19 protein-coding genes are annotated in these 15,160 nt (G+C 62.6%); 16 read left to right on the top strand and 3 right to left on the bottom strand.

The window, feature by feature from the left end; all coding sequences use genetic code 11:
• The first annotated feature begins 55 nt into the window (after positions 1 to 55).
• The 4 genes from HX873_RS28925 to HX873_RS28910 all read left to right on the top strand — a co-directional run bounded on the left by HX873_RS28925 (position 56) and on the right by HX873_RS28910 (position 1,740).
• On the top strand, positions 56 to 262 hold the full coding sequence (locus tag HX873_RS28925) for a DUF1737 domain-containing protein (protein WP_008435062.1): 207 nt from the start codon (positions 56 to 58) through the stop codon (positions 260 to 262).
• A 48-nt stretch (positions 263 to 310) separates the two neighbouring features.
• Positions 311 to 679 carry a VOC family protein gene (locus tag HX873_RS28920; RefSeq protein ID WP_177123571.1) on the top strand — a complete coding sequence of 123 codons (369 nt, stop codon included), beginning with the start codon at positions 311 to 313 and terminating at the stop codon, positions 677 to 679.
• Positions 680 to 783: 104 nt separating this feature from the next.
• Positions 784 to 1,206: a hypothetical protein gene (locus tag HX873_RS28915; protein WP_003207738.1), complete on the top strand. Its 423-nt coding sequence runs from the start codon at positions 784 to 786 to the stop codon at positions 1,204 to 1,206.
• Between the two features lie 132 nt (positions 1,207 to 1,338).
• Positions 1,339 to 1,740 carry a TonB family protein gene (locus HX873_RS28910; protein WP_177123570.1) on the top strand — a complete coding sequence of 134 codons (402 nt, stop codon included), beginning with the start codon at positions 1,339 to 1,341 and terminating at the stop codon, positions 1,738 to 1,740.
• Between the two features lie 138 nt (positions 1,741 to 1,878).
• On the opposite strand, the gene deoC is transcribed toward HX873_RS28910, so the two are convergent.
• The gene (gene deoC, locus HX873_RS28905; protein WP_003207741.1) at positions 1,879 to 2,559 is read right to left on the bottom strand and encodes a deoxyribose-phosphate aldolase; all 681 of its coding nucleotides are present in this window, start codon (positions 2,557 to 2,559) and stop codon (positions 1,879 to 1,881) included.
• 143 nt (positions 2,560 to 2,702) lie between these two features.
• Between deoC and deoR the strand changes: the two genes are divergently transcribed.
• The 10 genes from deoR to HX873_RS28855 all read left to right on the top strand — a co-directional run bounded on the left by deoR (position 2,703) and on the right by HX873_RS28855 (position 12,645).
• Positions 2,703 to 3,461, top strand: a complete 759-nt coding sequence (gene deoR, locus HX873_RS28900) for a DNA-binding transcriptional repressor DeoR (protein WP_008435058.1) — start codon at positions 2,703 to 2,705, stop codon at positions 3,459 to 3,461.
• A gap of 171 nt (positions 3,462 to 3,632) precedes the next feature.
• Positions 3,633 to 4,607 carry a substrate-binding domain-containing protein gene (locus HX873_RS28895; RefSeq protein ID WP_003207745.1) on the top strand — a complete coding sequence of 325 codons (975 nt, stop codon included), beginning with the start codon at positions 3,633 to 3,635 and terminating at the stop codon, positions 4,605 to 4,607.
• A gap of 93 nt (positions 4,608 to 4,700) precedes the next feature.
• Entirely contained in the window at positions 4,701 to 5,717 is a 1,017-nt protein-coding gene (locus tag HX873_RS28890; RefSeq protein ID WP_371318409.1) for a galactitol-1-phosphate 5-dehydrogenase, read from the top strand.
• A 93-nt stretch (positions 5,718 to 5,810) separates the two neighbouring features.
• A complete protein-coding gene (locus HX873_RS28885) occupies positions 5,811 to 7,331 on the top strand; it encodes a ribulokinase (protein WP_177081504.1) in 1,521 nt (506 codons plus the stop codon).
• Positions 7,328 to 8,314, top strand: a complete 987-nt coding sequence (locus HX873_RS28880; RefSeq protein ID WP_177123569.1) for a sugar-binding transcriptional regulator — start codon at positions 7,328 to 7,330, stop codon at positions 8,312 to 8,314. The genes HX873_RS28885 and HX873_RS28880 overlap by 4 nt, the downstream gene beginning before the upstream one ends.
• Positions 8,307 to 9,803: a sugar ABC transporter ATP-binding protein gene (locus HX873_RS28875; RefSeq protein ID WP_177123568.1), complete on the top strand. Its 1,497-nt coding sequence runs from the start codon at positions 8,307 to 8,309 to the stop codon at positions 9,801 to 9,803. Before HX873_RS28880 ends, HX873_RS28875 begins: the two co-directional genes overlap by 8 nt.
• Positions 9,800 to 10,828, top strand: coding sequence for an ABC transporter permease (locus HX873_RS28870; protein WP_003207754.1), 1,029 nt, complete (start codon positions 9,800 to 9,802; stop codon positions 10,826 to 10,828). Before HX873_RS28875 ends, HX873_RS28870 begins: the two co-directional genes overlap by 4 nt.
• A 10-nt stretch (positions 10,829 to 10,838) precedes the next feature.
• Positions 10,839 to 11,522: an HAD-IA family hydrolase gene (locus tag HX873_RS28865; RefSeq protein ID WP_177028280.1), complete on the top strand. Its 684-nt coding sequence runs from the start codon at positions 10,839 to 10,841 to the stop codon at positions 11,520 to 11,522.
• 87 nt (positions 11,523 to 11,609) lie between these two features.
• Positions 11,610 to 11,801 carry a hypothetical protein gene (locus tag HX873_RS28860; RefSeq protein ID WP_023658809.1) on the top strand — a complete coding sequence of 64 codons (192 nt, stop codon included), beginning with the start codon at positions 11,610 to 11,612 and terminating at the stop codon, positions 11,799 to 11,801.
• Positions 11,802 to 12,009: 208 nt separating this feature from the next.
• A complete protein-coding gene (locus HX873_RS28855) occupies positions 12,010 to 12,645 on the top strand; it encodes a LysE family translocator (protein WP_008435048.1) in 636 nt (211 codons plus the stop codon).
• A 1-nt stretch (position 12,646) separates the two neighbouring features.
• Here HX873_RS28855 and HX873_RS28850 read toward each other — a convergent pair whose 3' ends face one another.
• The gene (locus HX873_RS28850) at positions 12,647 to 12,931 is read right to left on the bottom strand and encodes a hypothetical protein (RefSeq protein ID WP_177020084.1); all 285 of its coding nucleotides are present in this window, start codon (positions 12,929 to 12,931) and stop codon (positions 12,647 to 12,649) included.
• A gap of 308 nt (positions 12,932 to 13,239) precedes the next feature.
• Here HX873_RS28850 and HX873_RS28845 point away from each other — a divergent pair, with 308 nt between their 5' ends.
• Positions 13,240 to 13,695: a GFA family protein gene (locus HX873_RS28845; protein ID WP_003207766.1), complete on the top strand. Its 456-nt coding sequence runs from the start codon at positions 13,240 to 13,242 to the stop codon at positions 13,693 to 13,695.
• 1 nt (position 13,696) lies between these two features.
• Here the strand turns inward: HX873_RS28845 and HX873_RS28840 are convergent, their stop codons facing one another.
• Positions 13,697 to 14,224, bottom strand: coding sequence for a DinB family protein (locus tag HX873_RS28840; protein WP_177123567.1), 528 nt, complete (start codon positions 14,222 to 14,224; stop codon positions 13,697 to 13,699).
• A 123-nt stretch (positions 14,225 to 14,347) separates the two neighbouring features.
• Between HX873_RS28840 and HX873_RS28835 the strand changes: the two genes are divergently transcribed.
• On the top strand, positions 14,348 to 15,067 hold the full coding sequence (locus HX873_RS28835) for a tellurite resistance TerB family protein (RefSeq protein ID WP_177123566.1): 720 nt from the start codon (positions 14,348 to 14,350) through the stop codon (positions 15,065 to 15,067).
• Positions 15,068 to 15,160 lie beyond the last annotated feature (93 nt).

Below are 15,160 nucleotides of genomic sequence, written 5' to 3'. Positions count from 1 at the left end.
CCGGCGTCACCCGATCGCCAAGTGGCTTTCCTTAACTGTTCCAGCAGGTGCTCCCATGCAGAATTCCCCTCCTGAAGGCCTACCTACCTATCGGATCCTGACAGGCAAGGACGATGCCTCCTTCTGTCACCGGGTCTCTGAAGCGCTTGCGCTGGGTTACCAGCTTTACGGCTCGCCAGCGGCAACCTTCAATGGCGAGTACGTGGTGGTGGCACAGGCTGTCGTTTGGAACGCCGATAACAACACTACTGTCAGGAACTGACGCGGGCTTGAATTAAGGTGAGTTCTCTCACTCCTGTCAGGTCAAATGATGAAATTCTCGTCTGTTCGTCTCGTTACCAACCACTTTAAACGGCTCGTTCAGTTCTATCACAACCTCTCGACTGTCGAGCCAAGGTACCTGGCTGACGGGTTCGCTGAAATTCACCTCGACGGCGTCGTCCTGGCCATAGCCGATGAGCGCCTGGTCCGCCTTCACAACGATGGACTGGCAGTCGCCGCCAGCAACCGTTCGGCGATCCTGGAGTTTCAAGTGGATGATGTCGAGGCCGTCCTGCTGCGTATCGGTCGGGCTGATGTGGTGATGCCGGTGACGGTCATGCCATGGGGCAACACTTCGGTATTGCTGCGTGATCCGGATGGAAGCCTGGTCAACGTCTTTTCGAGACCTTGCCGCTGAATCGGTCCGCTGTTGTCGCCAGGTTCGGTAGGGTCGATAACGGGTTAAAGTAATCAGCTTAAGCGCCGATCAATTAACATCGATACCGGAATTGGATATTTGACATGATCACTAACGTCAGCAGTCTCGCTTCAGTACCCGCCAACCCAAGTCCGGCCAGCGTCAGCGATAGCTCCAAGACCGAAGACTCTGGAACCCTGAGTCTCAACCCGGACACGGGTGCCAAAAGTGCGCCCGCTGCAGGTGGCGGCCAGGCGGCATCCACGTCGCAGGAGTCCGACACCGTCAAGGCGCTGAAAAAGCAGATTGCGGAGTTGCAAAAGCAGCTTCAAGAGCAGCAGCAAAACATGCAAAAGGCCCAAGCCAGCAATCAAAGCGCAGACGCCAAAGCGGCCGCCGTGGCTGCCGCCCAGGCGCAGATTGCCGCAACGGCAGCTGCATTGCAGTCTGCGTCTTCGGCGTTGTTGCAGGCACTGACTTCCGACGGTGGAAGCGGTACCGGCTCCATCGTCAGTACCACCGCCTGAGAGGCAGATTTGGTTTTCCACAAGAAGCATTCGTGTACCCACGGGCCATTCTGTTCGACCTGGATAACACGCTGACGCACCGAGCCTTGATTAGCCTCACCTTGCACACCAAACGTCAACGGAACTGCGTTTATGAAATACAGCTGGATCGCACTTGTCTTACTGCTTTGTGCCTGCACGAGCGGCCCCACCCGGGAACAACTGGCAGAACAACGCTTATGGGAATACCAGTTGCTCACTCACCTCAATCACTTCAAGTCGTACCCCGAAGAAGCTCGCCTGCAAGGATTGACCGGCCTGGTCAGGGTTGAATTCGTGGTTGACGCCAAAGGCAACCTGATACGCCACAAAGTCATCAGCCATACAGGTTCGGATCTGTTCGTCAGCGCCGTGGAGAGATTCGTTCCGGCGGCGTCGCCAGTGCCTGCGCCTCCACCCTCAATGCTGCTCAAAGGCGAGATTCAAGTGGTGGCCCCGTTTGTATTCTGCCTGGATGGCGTGGCCTGCGCCGGCTCACCGCCACGCCGGCTGTAGCTGACCTGCGGATAAATTCCGGGCAAAGAAAAGCCCGCGATGGGGAGCGCGGGCTTAAAGGTTTTCACCAGGAGCTGAGGTGACCATAGGCGCCCGACTGTGAAAGGGTTGTGAAAGGGCGCCAGCGCTGCACTCAACTCAGTAGGCGCCCGCGGCCGCCTTTGCGCCGCTGACGATGGCGATCCCGGAGCTGCTACCCAGGCGCGTAGCACCGGCTTCGATCATCGCCTGGGCCGTCGCCAGATCGCGCACGCCGCCCGACGCCTTCACGCCTATCTGCGCCCCCACCACGCCGCGCATCAGGCGCACATCCGCCAATGTCGCGCCGCCATGGCCGAAACCGGTGGAGGTCTTGACGAACGCCACGTTCAGCTCGCGGCACAGGCTGCAGGCATGGGTTTTCTGCTGGTCATCCAGCAGGCCGGTCTCGAGGATGACTTTCAGCGGCACCGCGCCGCAGGCCGCCAGCACCTGGGCAATATCGTCGCGTACCTGGTCCAGCAGGCCATCCTTCAGCCAGCCGATGTTCAGCACCATGTCGATCTCGCCTGCACCGGCCTCGATCGCAAGCTTTGCCTCATAAGCCTTGGCTGCACTCAAGCCCGCACCCAGGGGGAAGCCGACGACGGCACAGACCAACGGCGCGGCGTCGCGCAGGCATTCGGCGGCCAGCGGCACGTTGGCGCTGTTGACGCACACGGACTTGAAGCCATGCTCGCGGGCCTCGGCGCACAGTTGGCGAATGCTCGCCTGGGAAGCATCGGCGGCCAGCAGGGTGTGGTCGATATAGGCCGCGAGCGGCAACGGATCAGTCGGCATGGCAAGTGTCCTGTAAGGATGAGGTGCTGGGAAAAGCCGGTTTGTGTTAAGTTGGATGCATTAAATGTGAAATAAATAACATTGTAAATGGAATTTGTGACTGCCCTGATCAAGGGCACGCATTCAACGAGGGTTGGAACGCAGTGGATTCAAAGAAAAGCGAAAGATTTCGGGCCATGCACAAGGCCTTGCAGGGCGAGTCGGCGATTCACTTGCGTGACATGGCCGCATTGCTGGGCGTATCGGAAATGACCCTGCGCCGCGACCTGGCAGACAGCCCCCAGGGCCTGCGCCTGTTGGGCGGGCACGTAACCCGCAGCGGGCCGCCGGAGCCCGATTACCAGGTCGCCGAACAGGACCAGCGCCACGTCGCCGAGAAGCGTCAGATCGGCGTGCTGGCCGCCAGCCTGGTGCGCCCCGGCGACACGGTGTTTATCGATTGCGGCACCACCACGCCGTTCATTATCGAGGCGTTGCCGGATGACCTGGAGTTCACCGCGCTGTGCAATTCCCTCAACGTATTGCTCAAGCTCCAGCAAAAGCCCCACTGCACCATCATCCTCTGCGGTGGCACCTTTCATCGGCGCAACATGGTCTTCGAGAGCCATGCCGAGGCGGGCATCCTGGATGGCATCCGTGTGGCGTGGGCGTTCATTTCCGCGGCCGGCGTCAGCGCCGCCCACGGTGTGACCTGCTACAACCTCAACGAAGTGGAGGTCAAGCGCCGGGTCATGGCGCGGGCGCAGACCTGCGTGCTGGTGGCCGACCACAGCAAGTTCGACGAAGTACGTGCGGCACACTTTGCCGAGCTGTCGGACTTCCAGCGGGTGATCAGCGACCCCGGGCTCGAGGCGGCACAGCAGCAGGTGATCAGGGACAGCGGGGCGATCCTGCTGATCTGACTCAAACAGCATTGTGATTTTTATTTCATTTGTTCGGAATTTAACAAATTGGCCTTGACACTCTCGGGAGCAAGGCATAGTTTTTCAAATGTGATTGCGGTTCACATTTGTGAGCACGGCCTCCCTGAAGGCCGTGCCCGAATCCTGACAACAATAAAAATAGGAATCACCATGCTCCAGATAGCCCGTAAACCTGTTCATGTGCTGGCCCTTGCACTGGCTGTCGCGGCCTCGGCGCTGGCGCTGAACGCCCAGGCCAAGGATCTTAAGATCGGTTTCAGCCAGGTCACCCTGCAATCTCCCTTCTACGTACAACTGCGCGACGGCGCCAAGGCTGCAGCGGCCAAGGGCGGCGACGAGCTGATCTTCCTCGACGCCAACGGCGATATCAGCAAGCAGAACAACGATATCCAGGACCTGCTGACCCGTAAGGTCGACATCCTCATCATCAATGCCGTGAACCCCGACGCCGTGGGCGCGGCCCTCGACGCCGCCAAACGCGCCAAGGTGCCGGTGATTGCCGTCGACCGCGCAATCAATGCCCCGGTCGCCACCACCATTGGCCGTAACAATGCCGAGATGGGCGAGCTGTCCGGCAAGGCGCTGCTCGCCGCGCTCAAGCAGCGCGGCGTGACCAAGGGCAAGATCATCGAGATCCAGGGCGACGCCGGCGGTACGGTAATGAAAGAACGCCGCAAGGGCTTCCACACCGCTTTGGCCGGCACCGACTTCAAGATCATCGACGGCCCCTACAGCGAGTACATGCGCGCCAACGCAGTCACGGCAATGCAGGATTTGCTGCAAGCGCACCCGGACCTCAAGGCGGTGATCGCGCATAACGACGACATGGCCATGGGCGCGCTGCAAGTGCTCACCGAAAGCGGCAAGAAAGACGTCCTCGTGGCCGGGATCGACGGCTTGTCCGAGGCCTTGAATGCCATCCAGAGCGGCGATCAATACGTGGCCACCGCCCTCAACGACCCACGCTACCTGGGCGAGGTCGCCATCGAGGCGGCGCGGGCCCTGGCGGCCGGCAAGTCGGTGCCGAACTTTGTCGACGCCGGCACCCAGGTGGTGACCAAGGCCAACGTGGCCGAGGTCAAGCATGACTCTACCTTCGGCGAATACCGCCCCGGCGCGCTCTGACGGATCTGCGCCGCCACGCTATGGATTTTTGCGGGCACCTCTTGCGGGAGGTGCCTGGTCGAACGCACTCGTCACTCAACAGAGGAATTCACTGTGAAAGCTGCCGTCATGTACCAACCGGGCGATATCCGGGTCGAAGATGTTCCAAAACCTGCGGTCAAGGCCGGCCACGCGCTGGTTCGGGTCGCCGCCTGCGGCGTGTGCGGCTCGGATATCCCGCGCATGCTGAGCAAGGGCGCCCATGTGATGCCGCTGATTTGCGGCCATGAATTCGCAGGCTTTATCGAAGAGATCGGCAGCGGTGTCGAAGGCTATGCCATCGGCGAACTGGTGACTGTGCCGCCGATGATCCCGGACGTCAGCAGCGACCAATATGCCCGTGGCTTTCCATCCCGCTCGGAGCGCTACGATTACTTCGGCAGCCGCCGCGACGGCGCGTATGCCGAGTACGTCAATGTGCCCCTGAGCAACCTGATCAAGGTGCCCCAAGGCATGGACCCGATTGCCGCGTCCCTGGTGGATCCGGCGGCGATTGCCCTGCATGCGATCTGGAAAGCCGACTTCAAGGCCGGGCAGAGCGGGGCGGTGGTAGGTTGCGGGCCGATCGGCCTGTTTGCGATCCAGTGGCTGCGGATCATGGGGGCCAAGGACATCGTCGCCATCGACATCGCCGAAGAGAAACTCGCCATGGCCCGCGAAGCCGGCGCCACCCACACCCTGCTCAGCGGCGCGGCGGATGCCGAGTTGCCCCGTTGCCAACTGGTGATTGAAGCGGCAGGCCATCCCAGCTCGATCAACCAGGCCGTGCAACTGACCAAGGCTGGCGGGCATGTGGTGTTTATCGGCATTCCCACCAGTGACGTGGCCCTCAGCACTGCGACGTTCTCGCACTTCCTGCGCCAGGAAATCTCCCTGCACGGCGCCTGGAACTCGTTCTCGGCACCGTTCCCGGGCGATGAGTGGACGGCCTCCCTCGACAAGCTGGCTTCCGGTGAATTGCAGTGGCAGTTCATGATTACCCACGACTTGCCGCTGGATGAATTGCCGGCGATGTTCAAGCGCTATGCCGATCGCAGCGAAGTCGCGGCCAAGGTAATTTTCCGTCCCTGAGCCGCGTCAGCTGTGTGTCGCCAAGCCCGACGACGCTGTGCGTTGCCGGGCTTAAAACAAAAAGCGTTGTTACAAGACGCAGGAGAACTACCGATGACCTTGTTGTTGGGACTGGATTTCGGAACAGGTGGGGTGCGGGCTGGTTTGTATGACCTGCACAGCCACAAACTGGTACACGTCGCCGAGGCGCCGTATGCCACGCAATACCCGCAGTTGGGTTGGGCCGAGCAGGCGCCGGCGGACTGGTGGTCGGCGCTGGGCAAGGCCTGCCGGCAGTTAATGGCCCAGGCCGGGCACCCGCAGGTGGCGGCGGTGTGCGTCGCCACCACAGCCTCCACCGTGGTGGTTGCCCAGGTGGACGGCCAACCCCTGGCCCCGGCGTTGTTATGGATGGATTGCCGCGCCGCTGCCGAGTCGGCGCGCACCGCCCACGTCAGCCACCCGATGATGAACCAGGGCGGTGACGCGGTGGAATGGCTGGTGCCCAAGGCCATGTGGCTGGCCGAGCACGAGCCTCAGGTTTACCAGCGCGCCGAGCGTATTTGCGAGGCCGTGGACTGGATCAACTTTCAGTTGACCGGGCGCTGGGTCGCCTCCCAATTGAATGCCAGTTGCAAGTGGAATTACGACACCTTGCAGCAGCGTTTTCCGGTGGAATTGTACGCCGAACTGGGCGTGCCTGAACTGGCGCAAAAACTCCCTCAGGAAGTGATCAAGGTCGGTGGGCGGATCGGCCCTTTGAGCGCCGATGCCGCCAATCATCTGGGCCTGAGCCGCGACACCCTGGTGGCCCAGGGCGGAATCGACGCCCACATGGCGATGCTCAGTGCCGGTACCACTGGCGCCGGCGAGCTGTTGTTTATCGGCGGTACCTCGGTGGTGCAACTGATGCACACCCCGCAACGCATCGACGTACCGGGCATCTGGGGCCCGTACCCCGGCGCCTTGCTCGACGGCCAATGGTTGATGGAAGGCGGGCAAGTCTCCGCCGGTTCGATCCTCAACTGGCTGGCGCAAAAGATGTTCGGCCTCGACGATGCCGGGCACCAGCGCCTGATCCGCCAGGCCGCAGAACTGCAGCCCGGCTCCACCGGCTTGCTGGTGCTCGATTACTGGATGGGCAACCGTACACCGTACCGCTCACCGGACATGCGCGGCGCGATCATGGGCCTGTCGCTGAACCATGACCGGCATGACCTGTACCGCGCCTCGGTGGAAGCGATTGCCCTGGGCTCGGCGAACATCTTTCACACCTGGCGCTCCGAGGGCATCGAGATCACCCGGGTGGTCGCCGCCGGTGGTTTCCAGAAGAACCCGTTATGGTTGCAGGCCACGGTGGATGCCACCGGTGTGCCGTTCGAAATGGTGCCCCACGATAACCTCACCCTGATCGGCACCGCCGCCGCTGCCGCCTGCGCCCTCGGCGAGTTCGGCACCTTGCAGGAAGCCGCTACCGACTTCACCACCATCGGCCGGCTGATCGAGCCCGACCCTTACGCCCACGAGCAATACATCGAGCTGTTGGGCCGCTACCGCGCCGCCACCGACAGCGTCGCGCCCATCAGTTGCAAGCCACCGGCGAACCGCACGCTCGGCGTAAGGCCGGCAGCATGAGCGCCCACCCTGAAGAAACGTTTGCCACGCGGTTGTCGGCCGATTCCCAGCGTGATGACTTGATGGTCCAGGTGGCCAAGCTGTATTACGACCTGGAAAAGACCCAAAGCGATATCTCCCGGGAGACCGGCCTGACCCGCTGGCAAGTCAGCCGCTTGCTGCGCGAGGCGCGGAATTGCGGGGTGGTGCGCATCGATATCGTCGCCCGCTCGGCGCGCTTGCCGCAGCTGGAAGTAGCTTTGCAACGGCGTTTCGGCCTGCGTGAAGCATTGGTGCTGGATGTGGAAGATGCCGACACCGCGCTGAACGTGGTGACCCAGGCCGCCGCCCGTTACCTGTGCAACTTGCAGCCGATGCCGGCGCTGATCGGCGTGTCGTGGGGCCGCACCCTGACCAAAATGGCCCAGTGGCTGGTGCCGCGCTGGAACGAGGGGGTCAACGTGGTGCTGCTGAACGGCGCGATCAATACCCGTTCGATGGGCGAGTCCAGCCATAACGTCGCCGAGCGCTTCGCCCAGGCTGCCCGTGGCCAGGCCACGTTGCTGCCGGTGCCGGCGATTCTCGGGCATGCGCATACCCGCGAGGCACTGGAGCAGGACCCGGTGATCGCCCAGGTATTGCGCCTCGGGCAACAGGCGCCGGTGGCGTGTTTCAGCCTGGGGGAGTTGTCTGATCATTCGGTGTTGATGGAGTCGGGTTACATCGACCGGCCATTGCTCGAAGAGCTGGAACGCCTGGGCGCCGTCGGCGACATCATGGGCCGCTTTATCGGCATGGACGGTGAACCGGTGATGCCCGAACTCGACGCCCGCACCCTGGGCCTGCCGTTGGCCGCCTTGCGCGACAAGGCCTGGTCCATTGCCGTGTGCGTTGGCGCGCAAAAGCACCGCATCGTCCACGCCAGCGTCAAGGCCGGCTATGTCAATGTGCTGGCCACCGACGCGGCCACCGCCCGCTATTTGCTGGAGCAGGATCATGAGTGAGTTGGCCCTGGATATCCGTCATGTCAGCAAGCGTTTTCCGCCCAATGTGGTGGCGCTGACCGATGCCTCCCTCGACGTTCGGCCCGGTGAGGTGCATTGCCTACTGGGTGCCAATGGCGCGGGCAAAAGTACCCTGTTGAAAATCGTCGCTGGCGCCCATCGCCCTGATGGCGGCGAGATGTCGGTGGCGGGCCGGCGGGTGGAACTGAAGAATCCGCAACAGGCGCGCCAGGCCGGGATCGCGATGATCTATCAGGAGCTCGACCTGATCCCGCAGATGACCGTCGAAGAGAACCTGATGCTCGGCTATGCGCCCCAGCGCTTCGGGATTATTTCCCGGGGCAAGCGCAGTGCGTTGGCCAAGGCCGCACTGTTGCGGATCGGGGCCAACTTCTCGAGTTCCGACCGGGTGGGCAGCCTGTCGATTGCCAACCAGCAATTGGCGGCCATCGCCCGGGCACTGACCTGTGAGGCCCGGCTGGTGGTGATGGATGAGCCTTCGGCGGCGCTGAACGAGACCGAACTCAAGCGGGTGTTCCAGGTGATTCGCGAGATCACTGCGGCGGGTGTGGCGGTGCTGTATGTCAGCCACCGCTTGAATGAAATTCGCGAGATCGGCGACCGTGTCACGGTGCTGCGTGCCGGGCGAACCCTGCAAACCCACGAGCTGGCGCAGATCGACGACCAGGCGCTGATCGCCGCCGTGGTCGGCGAGCACCGCGACCTGCTGGAACGCAGCCCGCGTCAGGCGCCGCGGGACAACCTGGCGCTGAATATTCGCCGGCTGCAAGGCGAGCAGGGCCTGGACGTGCAGGGGCTGGAAGTGCGTCAGGGCGAAATTGTCGGGCTTGCCGGGCTTAACGGGGCAGGGCGCAGCACGTTGCTCAAAGCCTTGTTTGGCGTGGGGCGCAACGACAGCGATGTTGAACTGTTTGGCCAGCCTTATCAGCCGCAAACCTCGCGCCAGGCGATCCGCCAGGGCGTCGGGTTGGTGCCGGAAAACCGCAAGACCGAAGGCCTGCTGCTGGATGCGCCCATCTACCGCAATGCCTGCCTGGTGCACACCCGGCACTTGAACTGGTTTTCCCATCGCCAGGCCAAGGACCGCGCCGGCCCGGTGCTGCAGCGCTTGCAGACCAAGCTCGACAACCTTGAGCAACCGGTACGCCAGCTCTCCGGCGGCAATCAACAGAAGGTGGTCATGGCCAAGTGGGTGATCGACGGCGCGCGCCTGTTGCTGCTGGACGAGCCCAGTCGTGGCCTGGATGTCGGCGCCAAGGCCGACCTCTATGCCCTGGCCCGCAGCCTGGCGCAGGAAGGGGCGGCGGTGCTGGTCGCCAGCAGCGAGCTGGACGAGTTGTACGTCAATTGCGACCGCATCTGGGTGATGCATGAGGGGCGCAACGCGCTGTGTTTCGACCCCTTGACTGCCAGTCGCGACCAGATCGACCAGGCCATCCTTATCGGTAGAACGAGTGTAGAACCATGACTATTGCAAGCAACCCAAGCCCGGTTTTCGATAAGCCCGTCACCCTCACCAGCCGCCGTCGCAGTGCGGTGCTGGAGTGGGTGATGCGCTACAACTTTGTGTTCATTTTCCTGTTTGCGGTGGTGGTGGCGACGTTCCTGTCGGACGACTTCCTGACCTTCGGCAACATCGCCAACCTGTTCCAGCAGGGGGCGATTGTCGGGATCATCGCCATCGGCATGACCTTCGTTATCCTTACGGCCAATATCGACCTGTCGGTGGGCAGCCTGTGTGCCTTCGGCGGGATCCTGGTGGCGGTGCTCCTGCAGCAGCAGGTCAGCGGCTGGCTGGCGGTGCCGGCCACGTTGCTGGTGGGACTGGCCATCGGCACCTTGATGGGCAGCCTCACGGTGTTTGGCAAGGTGCCGAGTTTTATCATCACCCTGGCCGGGCTGGTGTCGCTGCGCGGGGCCACCTTCCTGGCATCCGACGGTGCGCCGATTGGCGGATTGCCGGCCAGCTTCACCTCGTTCGGCTCGGCCATGATCGACATCTGGCCCAGCGCTGGCATTGCGTTTCCGGTGCTGGGGCTGATCTTTATCCTGATCACCGTCATCGCCTGGCTGGTGCTGCGCTACACGGTGTTTGGCGAGTATGTGCTGGCCACCGGCGGCAACCTGGAGGCTGCGCGGCTGTCCGGCGTGCCGGTGCGGGCGGTGACGATTGCGGTGTTCGCCATCTGCGGCGGCCTGGCAGCATTCGCCGGCTTGTTGATGACCTCACGCCTGCACGTCGGCCAACCGACCGCAGCCCAGGGGCTGGAACTGGATGCAATTGCCGCCGTGGTGCTGGGTGGCACCAGCCTGTTCGGCGGGCGCGGCAGCGTGGTAGGGACGGCGGTGGCGGTGATGCTGCTGCAGGTGTTGCGCAATATCTTCAACCTGCTGGGGCTGGGCTCGTTCTACCAGATGGCGATCACCGGGGTGATCATCGTGCTGGCGATTTTGCTCAACCGCTTGATCGACCATTACGCCGGGCGCACCTGAGGACACCGTGATGAATGCACCGCTACCCGCGCCGATCAAGGCCGTGATCTTCGACATGGACGGCCTGCTGCTCGACACCGAAGGCATCTACACCGAAGTCACCCAACTGATTGCCGACCGCTACGGCCGCACCTTTGACTGGAGCATGAAGCAGAACACCATCGGCCTGGGGGCTTATGAACTGGCCAGCTATATCGTGCAGGCCGTGGGCTTGCCGATGAGCCCCGAGGCGTTCTTGCAGGAACGCACACCATTGATGAATGCGCGGTTTCCCCAGGCGGCGGCCATGGCCGGGGCCCAGGCGCTGGTGCGGCATTTGTCGGCCCACGGTGTGCCGATTGCGGTGGGTACCAGTTCGTCGCGGCACTATTTCGAACTGAAAACCACCTTGCACCGCGACTGGTTCTGCTTGTTCGATGCCATCGTCACCGCCGATGACCCTCAGGTAGGCGCTGCCAAGCCGGCGCCGGATATCTTCCTGGTGGCTGCCGAGCGACTGGGAGTGACGCCCGCTGAATGCCTGGTGTTCGAGGATTCGCCATTTGGCATCACTGCGGCCAAGGCGGCCGGGATGTACGCCGTGGCCATCCCGGACCCGGCGATGCCGCAGGAGAAGTTCCTGCATGCGGATGGAAGACTGCTGAGCCTGGAGGCGTTTGACCTCGCGCGATGGGGGTTGCCAGCCTACCGCTGACTCGACGTCCGGTAGGCTGCCTCGTCGTCAGCGGGTGTATGGTAGACCGGGCAAACACCTGGATTATCTCTGGAGAGAGAGGTGACTATGAGCACTCCCATGCTGAACAAGCTGCATCTCAACGGTTATGACATCGTGCAGGTCAACAGCGGCCCGTGGCGCGTCTGTACCAAGGCTGATCGCCTGGCATCCTTCGGTTCCCGTGAACAGGCGCTGGCGTATGCCGCGGCGCTACCGGGTTACAAGGCACGGTCTAGGCCGGTCGCCAATGATGCATGAGCCCTCAACAGCCTCGGTCAATCCGGGGCTTTTTATTGGCACCCAATTGAGCAACACATGACCGGTGGCGAGGGGGCTTGCTCCCGCTGGAGTGCGAAGCGCTCCCAGGATTTTGGGGCCGCTGCGCAGCCCAACGGGAGCAAGCTCCCTCGCCACACAGAGGATATGGTGGGATGATTCGCAGCTGATCAGCCCGTAGGAACCTGTCATGTCCCTGGCAACCTTATTTCTGTTCGTGATGATGAGCGCCGCGATTATCGCGATACCTGGCCCGACGGTTCTGTTGGCCCTGCAAAATGGTTCGCGCCATGGTTTGCAGGCGGCGTTCTGGGGCATGGCCGGGGCGGTGTTGGCCGACGCGTTGCTGGTGACGGCGGTGGCGTGTGGCCTGGGATTGCTGCTGGCGGCCAGCGAAGGGTTGTTTCAGGCGCTGAAATGGATCGGTTCGGCGTACCTCATCTGGATCGGCTGGCAGATGTTGCGATCACCCCAGGCGGCGTTGCCATCGGTGGGCGAAGGTGAGGACGGCGGCACCCGCTCGGCGAGTATTTTCACCCGCAGTTTCCTGGTGGCGATTTCCAATCCCAAGGCGTTGTTGTTCATGTCGGCATTCCTGCCGCAATTCGTCGACAGCACCCAGGCGCAACTGCCGCAGTACGCGTGCCTGTTGCTGGCGCTGTGCGTGCTCAATGTCAGCATCATGATGTTCTACGCGGTATGCGGGGCACGCTTGCTCAGTCGCTTGCGGCCCGCACATTTGCAGCATTTCAATCGCGGGGCGGGTGGGTTGTTGATGACGATGGGCGTGCTGTTGGCCGCTTACCGTCGTGCCCCGGCTGCGTAACTTAAACGAATGGCTGGCCGTGGAACCCGCGTGGCAGGCGCTGACGGCCTGGCAGGTCGGTCAGGCGCTGGGTCCAGGCACTGCGCCAGTCACCGGCGGCATGGGCGATTTTGGACTTGCGCGCGGCACGCCGAGCGGCGTTGCGTTGGGTGCGGCGGGCTTCCTTGAAGACTTCGGTGTTACGGCAGGTACGGCACTTGACCCGATTCAGCTCGGTGCTGGAAGGGAGGTTGTTGCCGTGATGACCGCAGGCAAGATGCCCGGCGACCTTGAAGTGAATGACCATGTAAGCGTCTCCTTCTTGGGGGATGCGTCGCATCGGTAATCTGCTGATGCGCGCGGGCAGGGCGGGGCAGCCATTGGCTGATGTTCACCGCTCTGTCTTTTATGACAGTTCGCTGCTCCATGCGTTCGTTTGAGGGTATTGCGCTCCTTTCGACACCCATTGCGCTTGCTGGTGACGCAAAGGCCAGTTGCAGAAGTACCTGGCGTATCCATGGTGATTGCCGCGCCGTAACCTGACCGGCATTGCTGTTCGCGACGCACCCGCTCGTTTATCCTCCGGTCACACACACAATGTGACTGGAGTGGAAGATGAGCAATCAAGAGTCCCAGGAAGGCGGCTGCCGTTGTGACCGGGTGCGTTTTACCGTGACCGAAAAACCATTGATCACCATGGCGTGCCACTGCACCGGGTGCCAGAAGATGTCATCCAGCGCGTTCTCGCTGAGCGCGCTGATCCCCAGCCACGGATTCACCATCACCCAGGGCAACCCGGTGATCGGCGGGTTGCATGGCGTAGACCGCCACTACTGCTGCCCCCACTGCATGAGTTGGATGTTTTCCCGCCCCAATGGCGTGGAAGATCTGATCAACCTGCGTCCCACCATGCTGGATGACGCCAGCGGCTATGTGCCATTCATTGAAACCTGGACCAGTGAAAAGCTGCCGTGGGCGACTACCCCGGCGCAGCACAGCTTTGCGCAGCTCCCGGAGAGGGAGAATTTCCCCGCGCTGATACAGGCGTACGCCGAGTACAGCGGCGGTTGAACTAGTCCATCAGCGCCAGCAGGTCGGTGTCGCCCACGTCGCGCCCGGCCTGGGTCAACAGCGTTGTCACCTGGCCCCGGTGGTGGGTCTGGTGATTGAAGAAGTGCACGAGCAGTGCATGAAAATTCTTGTTCATGGGCGTGCCCGCCATGTTGTGGTACTGCAGGGGCTGATCCAGGTCCGACTCACTGATCGACTGCACCCAGTCGATGATGAGCTGGTCGAGCCAGGCGCGGTGGGCCGACAGTTCACGGATATCGGCGAAGGCCAGTTGATTCAGACGTGGCGGCAACCCCAACGCGTCTAACGGTACCAGCGTGGCAAAGCCTGCTGGATGCTCGGCGAAACGCTTGAGCCAGACGCGATCACCCAGGGCGAGGTGGCTCAGCGTGCCAAGGATCGATCCGAAGAACGCGCCACGGTCGGCAATCAAGTCTTCGTCGCTCAGGCCGTGGGCCGCTTCATACACCTTGCGGTTCATCCACTGGTTATAGGTCGCCATCAAGGCAATCTGCTCGGTACGGGTCACGTGAGGTTCCTCGATGGGGGGGCGTCGCCATGATAATGCGAGCCTGCCGGGCGGTCATGGTGTTCTCGCGCAGCGCAGCTATTGTTGTTGATCTGGAACTCTGCGCCCTGGGAGGGTGACACCATGAATACCGGCGATCTACTGGAACAATTGCTGCGGGCGGGCCAGGCCTCGTCCAGCCAGCAGGGCGGCGCTGCACCCGGGTCTCAGGGCGGGCTCGGTGGTTTGGGCGGCTTGCTTGGCGGTTTGCTGGGCGGCAGCGGTGCTTCGGCTTCCGGCGGTGGCGGCCTTGGTGGCTTGCTCGGTGGCCTGGGCGGCATGCTCGGCGGAACCCGTGCGGCGCCTCAGGGGCGCACCGGCGGCACCAACTACGCGGCGCTGGCGTCGTTGGGGATGATGGCGTTCCAGGCGTATCAGGCCTGGCAGCGGCAACAGGCGTCGGCGCCGCAGCAGGCGTTGCAGACGGTTGACCAGTTGTCTGGCGCGCAGGTCGAAGAACACAGCCACGCCGTGCTGCGTGCATTGATCGCGGCAGCCAAGGCGGATGGCGAGATTGATGAGCGGGAGCAGCAGATGATCTCGGCCGAGATCGGCAAGCACACCGATGATCCGCAATTGCAGGCGTGGCTGGATGCCGAGGTGGCCAAGCCGCTGAATGCGGCGGATTTTGCCGAGTTTGCCGGCGACCCGGCGGTGGCGTCGGAGGTGTACCTGGTCAGTGTGCTGCTGGTGGATGACCAGCGGGACGCGGAGCGCAATTATCTGGATGAGCTGGCGGCGCAGTTGAAGATTGATCCTGCGTTGCAGGTGCACCTGGAGCAGCAGGCCAGGGGGCAGGTTTAAATCGCTATTACGGTCATACCAACCTGTGGCGAGGGAGCTTGCTCCCGCTGGGCTGCGTAGCGGCCCCGGAATCTTTGGGAGCGCTTCGCACTC

This window comes from Pseudomonas sp. P7758 (assembly GCF_013386485.1).
Classification (GTDB): Bacteria; Pseudomonadota; Gammaproteobacteria; order Pseudomonadales; family Pseudomonadaceae; genus Aquipseudomonas.
This window is presented reverse-complemented; position numbering and strand designations above follow the sequence as displayed.

What these genes read in the sequence shown, in the direction of transcription:
- HX873_RS28870 (WP_003207754.1), top strand. Translation starts at nt 9,800, where the DNA reads ATGACTATTGCAAGCAACCCAAGCCCGGTTTTCGATAAGCCCGTCACC.
- HX873_RS28855 (WP_008435048.1), top strand. Translation starts at nt 12,010, where the DNA reads ATGTCCCTGGCAACCTTATTTCTGTTCGTGATGATGAGCGCCGCGATT.
- HX873_RS28845 (WP_003207766.1), top strand. Translation starts at nt 13,240, where the DNA reads ATGAGCAATCAAGAGTCCCAGGAAGGCGGCTGCCGTTGTGACCGGGTG.
- HX873_RS28920 (WP_177123571.1), top strand. Translation starts at nt 311, where the DNA reads ATGAAATTCTCGTCTGTTCGTCTCGTTACCAACCACTTTAAACGGCTC.
- HX873_RS28895 (WP_003207745.1), top strand. Translation starts at nt 3,633, where the DNA reads ATGCTCCAGATAGCCCGTAAACCTGTTCATGTGCTGGCCCTTGCACTG.
- deoC (WP_003207741.1), bottom strand. Translation starts at nt 2,559, where the DNA reads ATGCCGACTGATCCGTTGCCGCTCGCGGCCTATATCGACCACACCCTG.
- HX873_RS28885 (WP_177081504.1), top strand. Translation starts at nt 5,811, where the DNA reads ATGACCTTGTTGTTGGGACTGGATTTCGGAACAGGTGGGGTGCGGGCT.
- HX873_RS28915 (WP_003207738.1), top strand. Translation starts at nt 784, where the DNA reads ATGATCACTAACGTCAGCAGTCTCGCTTCAGTACCCGCCAACCCAAGT.
- HX873_RS28860 (WP_023658809.1), top strand. Translation starts at nt 11,610, where the DNA reads ATGAGCACTCCCATGCTGAACAAGCTGCATCTCAACGGTTATGACATC.
- HX873_RS28865 (WP_177028280.1), top strand. Translation starts at nt 10,839, where the DNA reads ATGAATGCACCGCTACCCGCGCCGATCAAGGCCGTGATCTTCGACATG.
- HX873_RS28925 (WP_008435062.1), top strand. Translation starts at nt 56, where the DNA reads ATGCAGAATTCCCCTCCTGAAGGCCTACCTACCTATCGGATCCTGACA.
- HX873_RS28835 (WP_177123566.1), top strand. Translation starts at nt 14,348, where the DNA reads ATGAATACCGGCGATCTACTGGAACAATTGCTGCGGGCGGGCCAGGCC.
- HX873_RS28880 (WP_177123569.1), top strand. Translation starts at nt 7,328, where the DNA reads ATGAGCGCCCACCCTGAAGAAACGTTTGCCACGCGGTTGTCGGCCGAT.
- HX873_RS28875 (WP_177123568.1), top strand. Translation starts at nt 8,307, where the DNA reads ATGAGTGAGTTGGCCCTGGATATCCGTCATGTCAGCAAGCGTTTTCCG.
- HX873_RS28850 (WP_177020084.1), bottom strand. Translation starts at nt 12,931, where the DNA reads ATGGTCATTCACTTCAAGGTCGCCGGGCATCTTGCCTGCGGTCATCAC.
- HX873_RS28910 (WP_177123570.1), top strand. Translation starts at nt 1,339, where the DNA reads ATGAAATACAGCTGGATCGCACTTGTCTTACTGCTTTGTGCCTGCACG.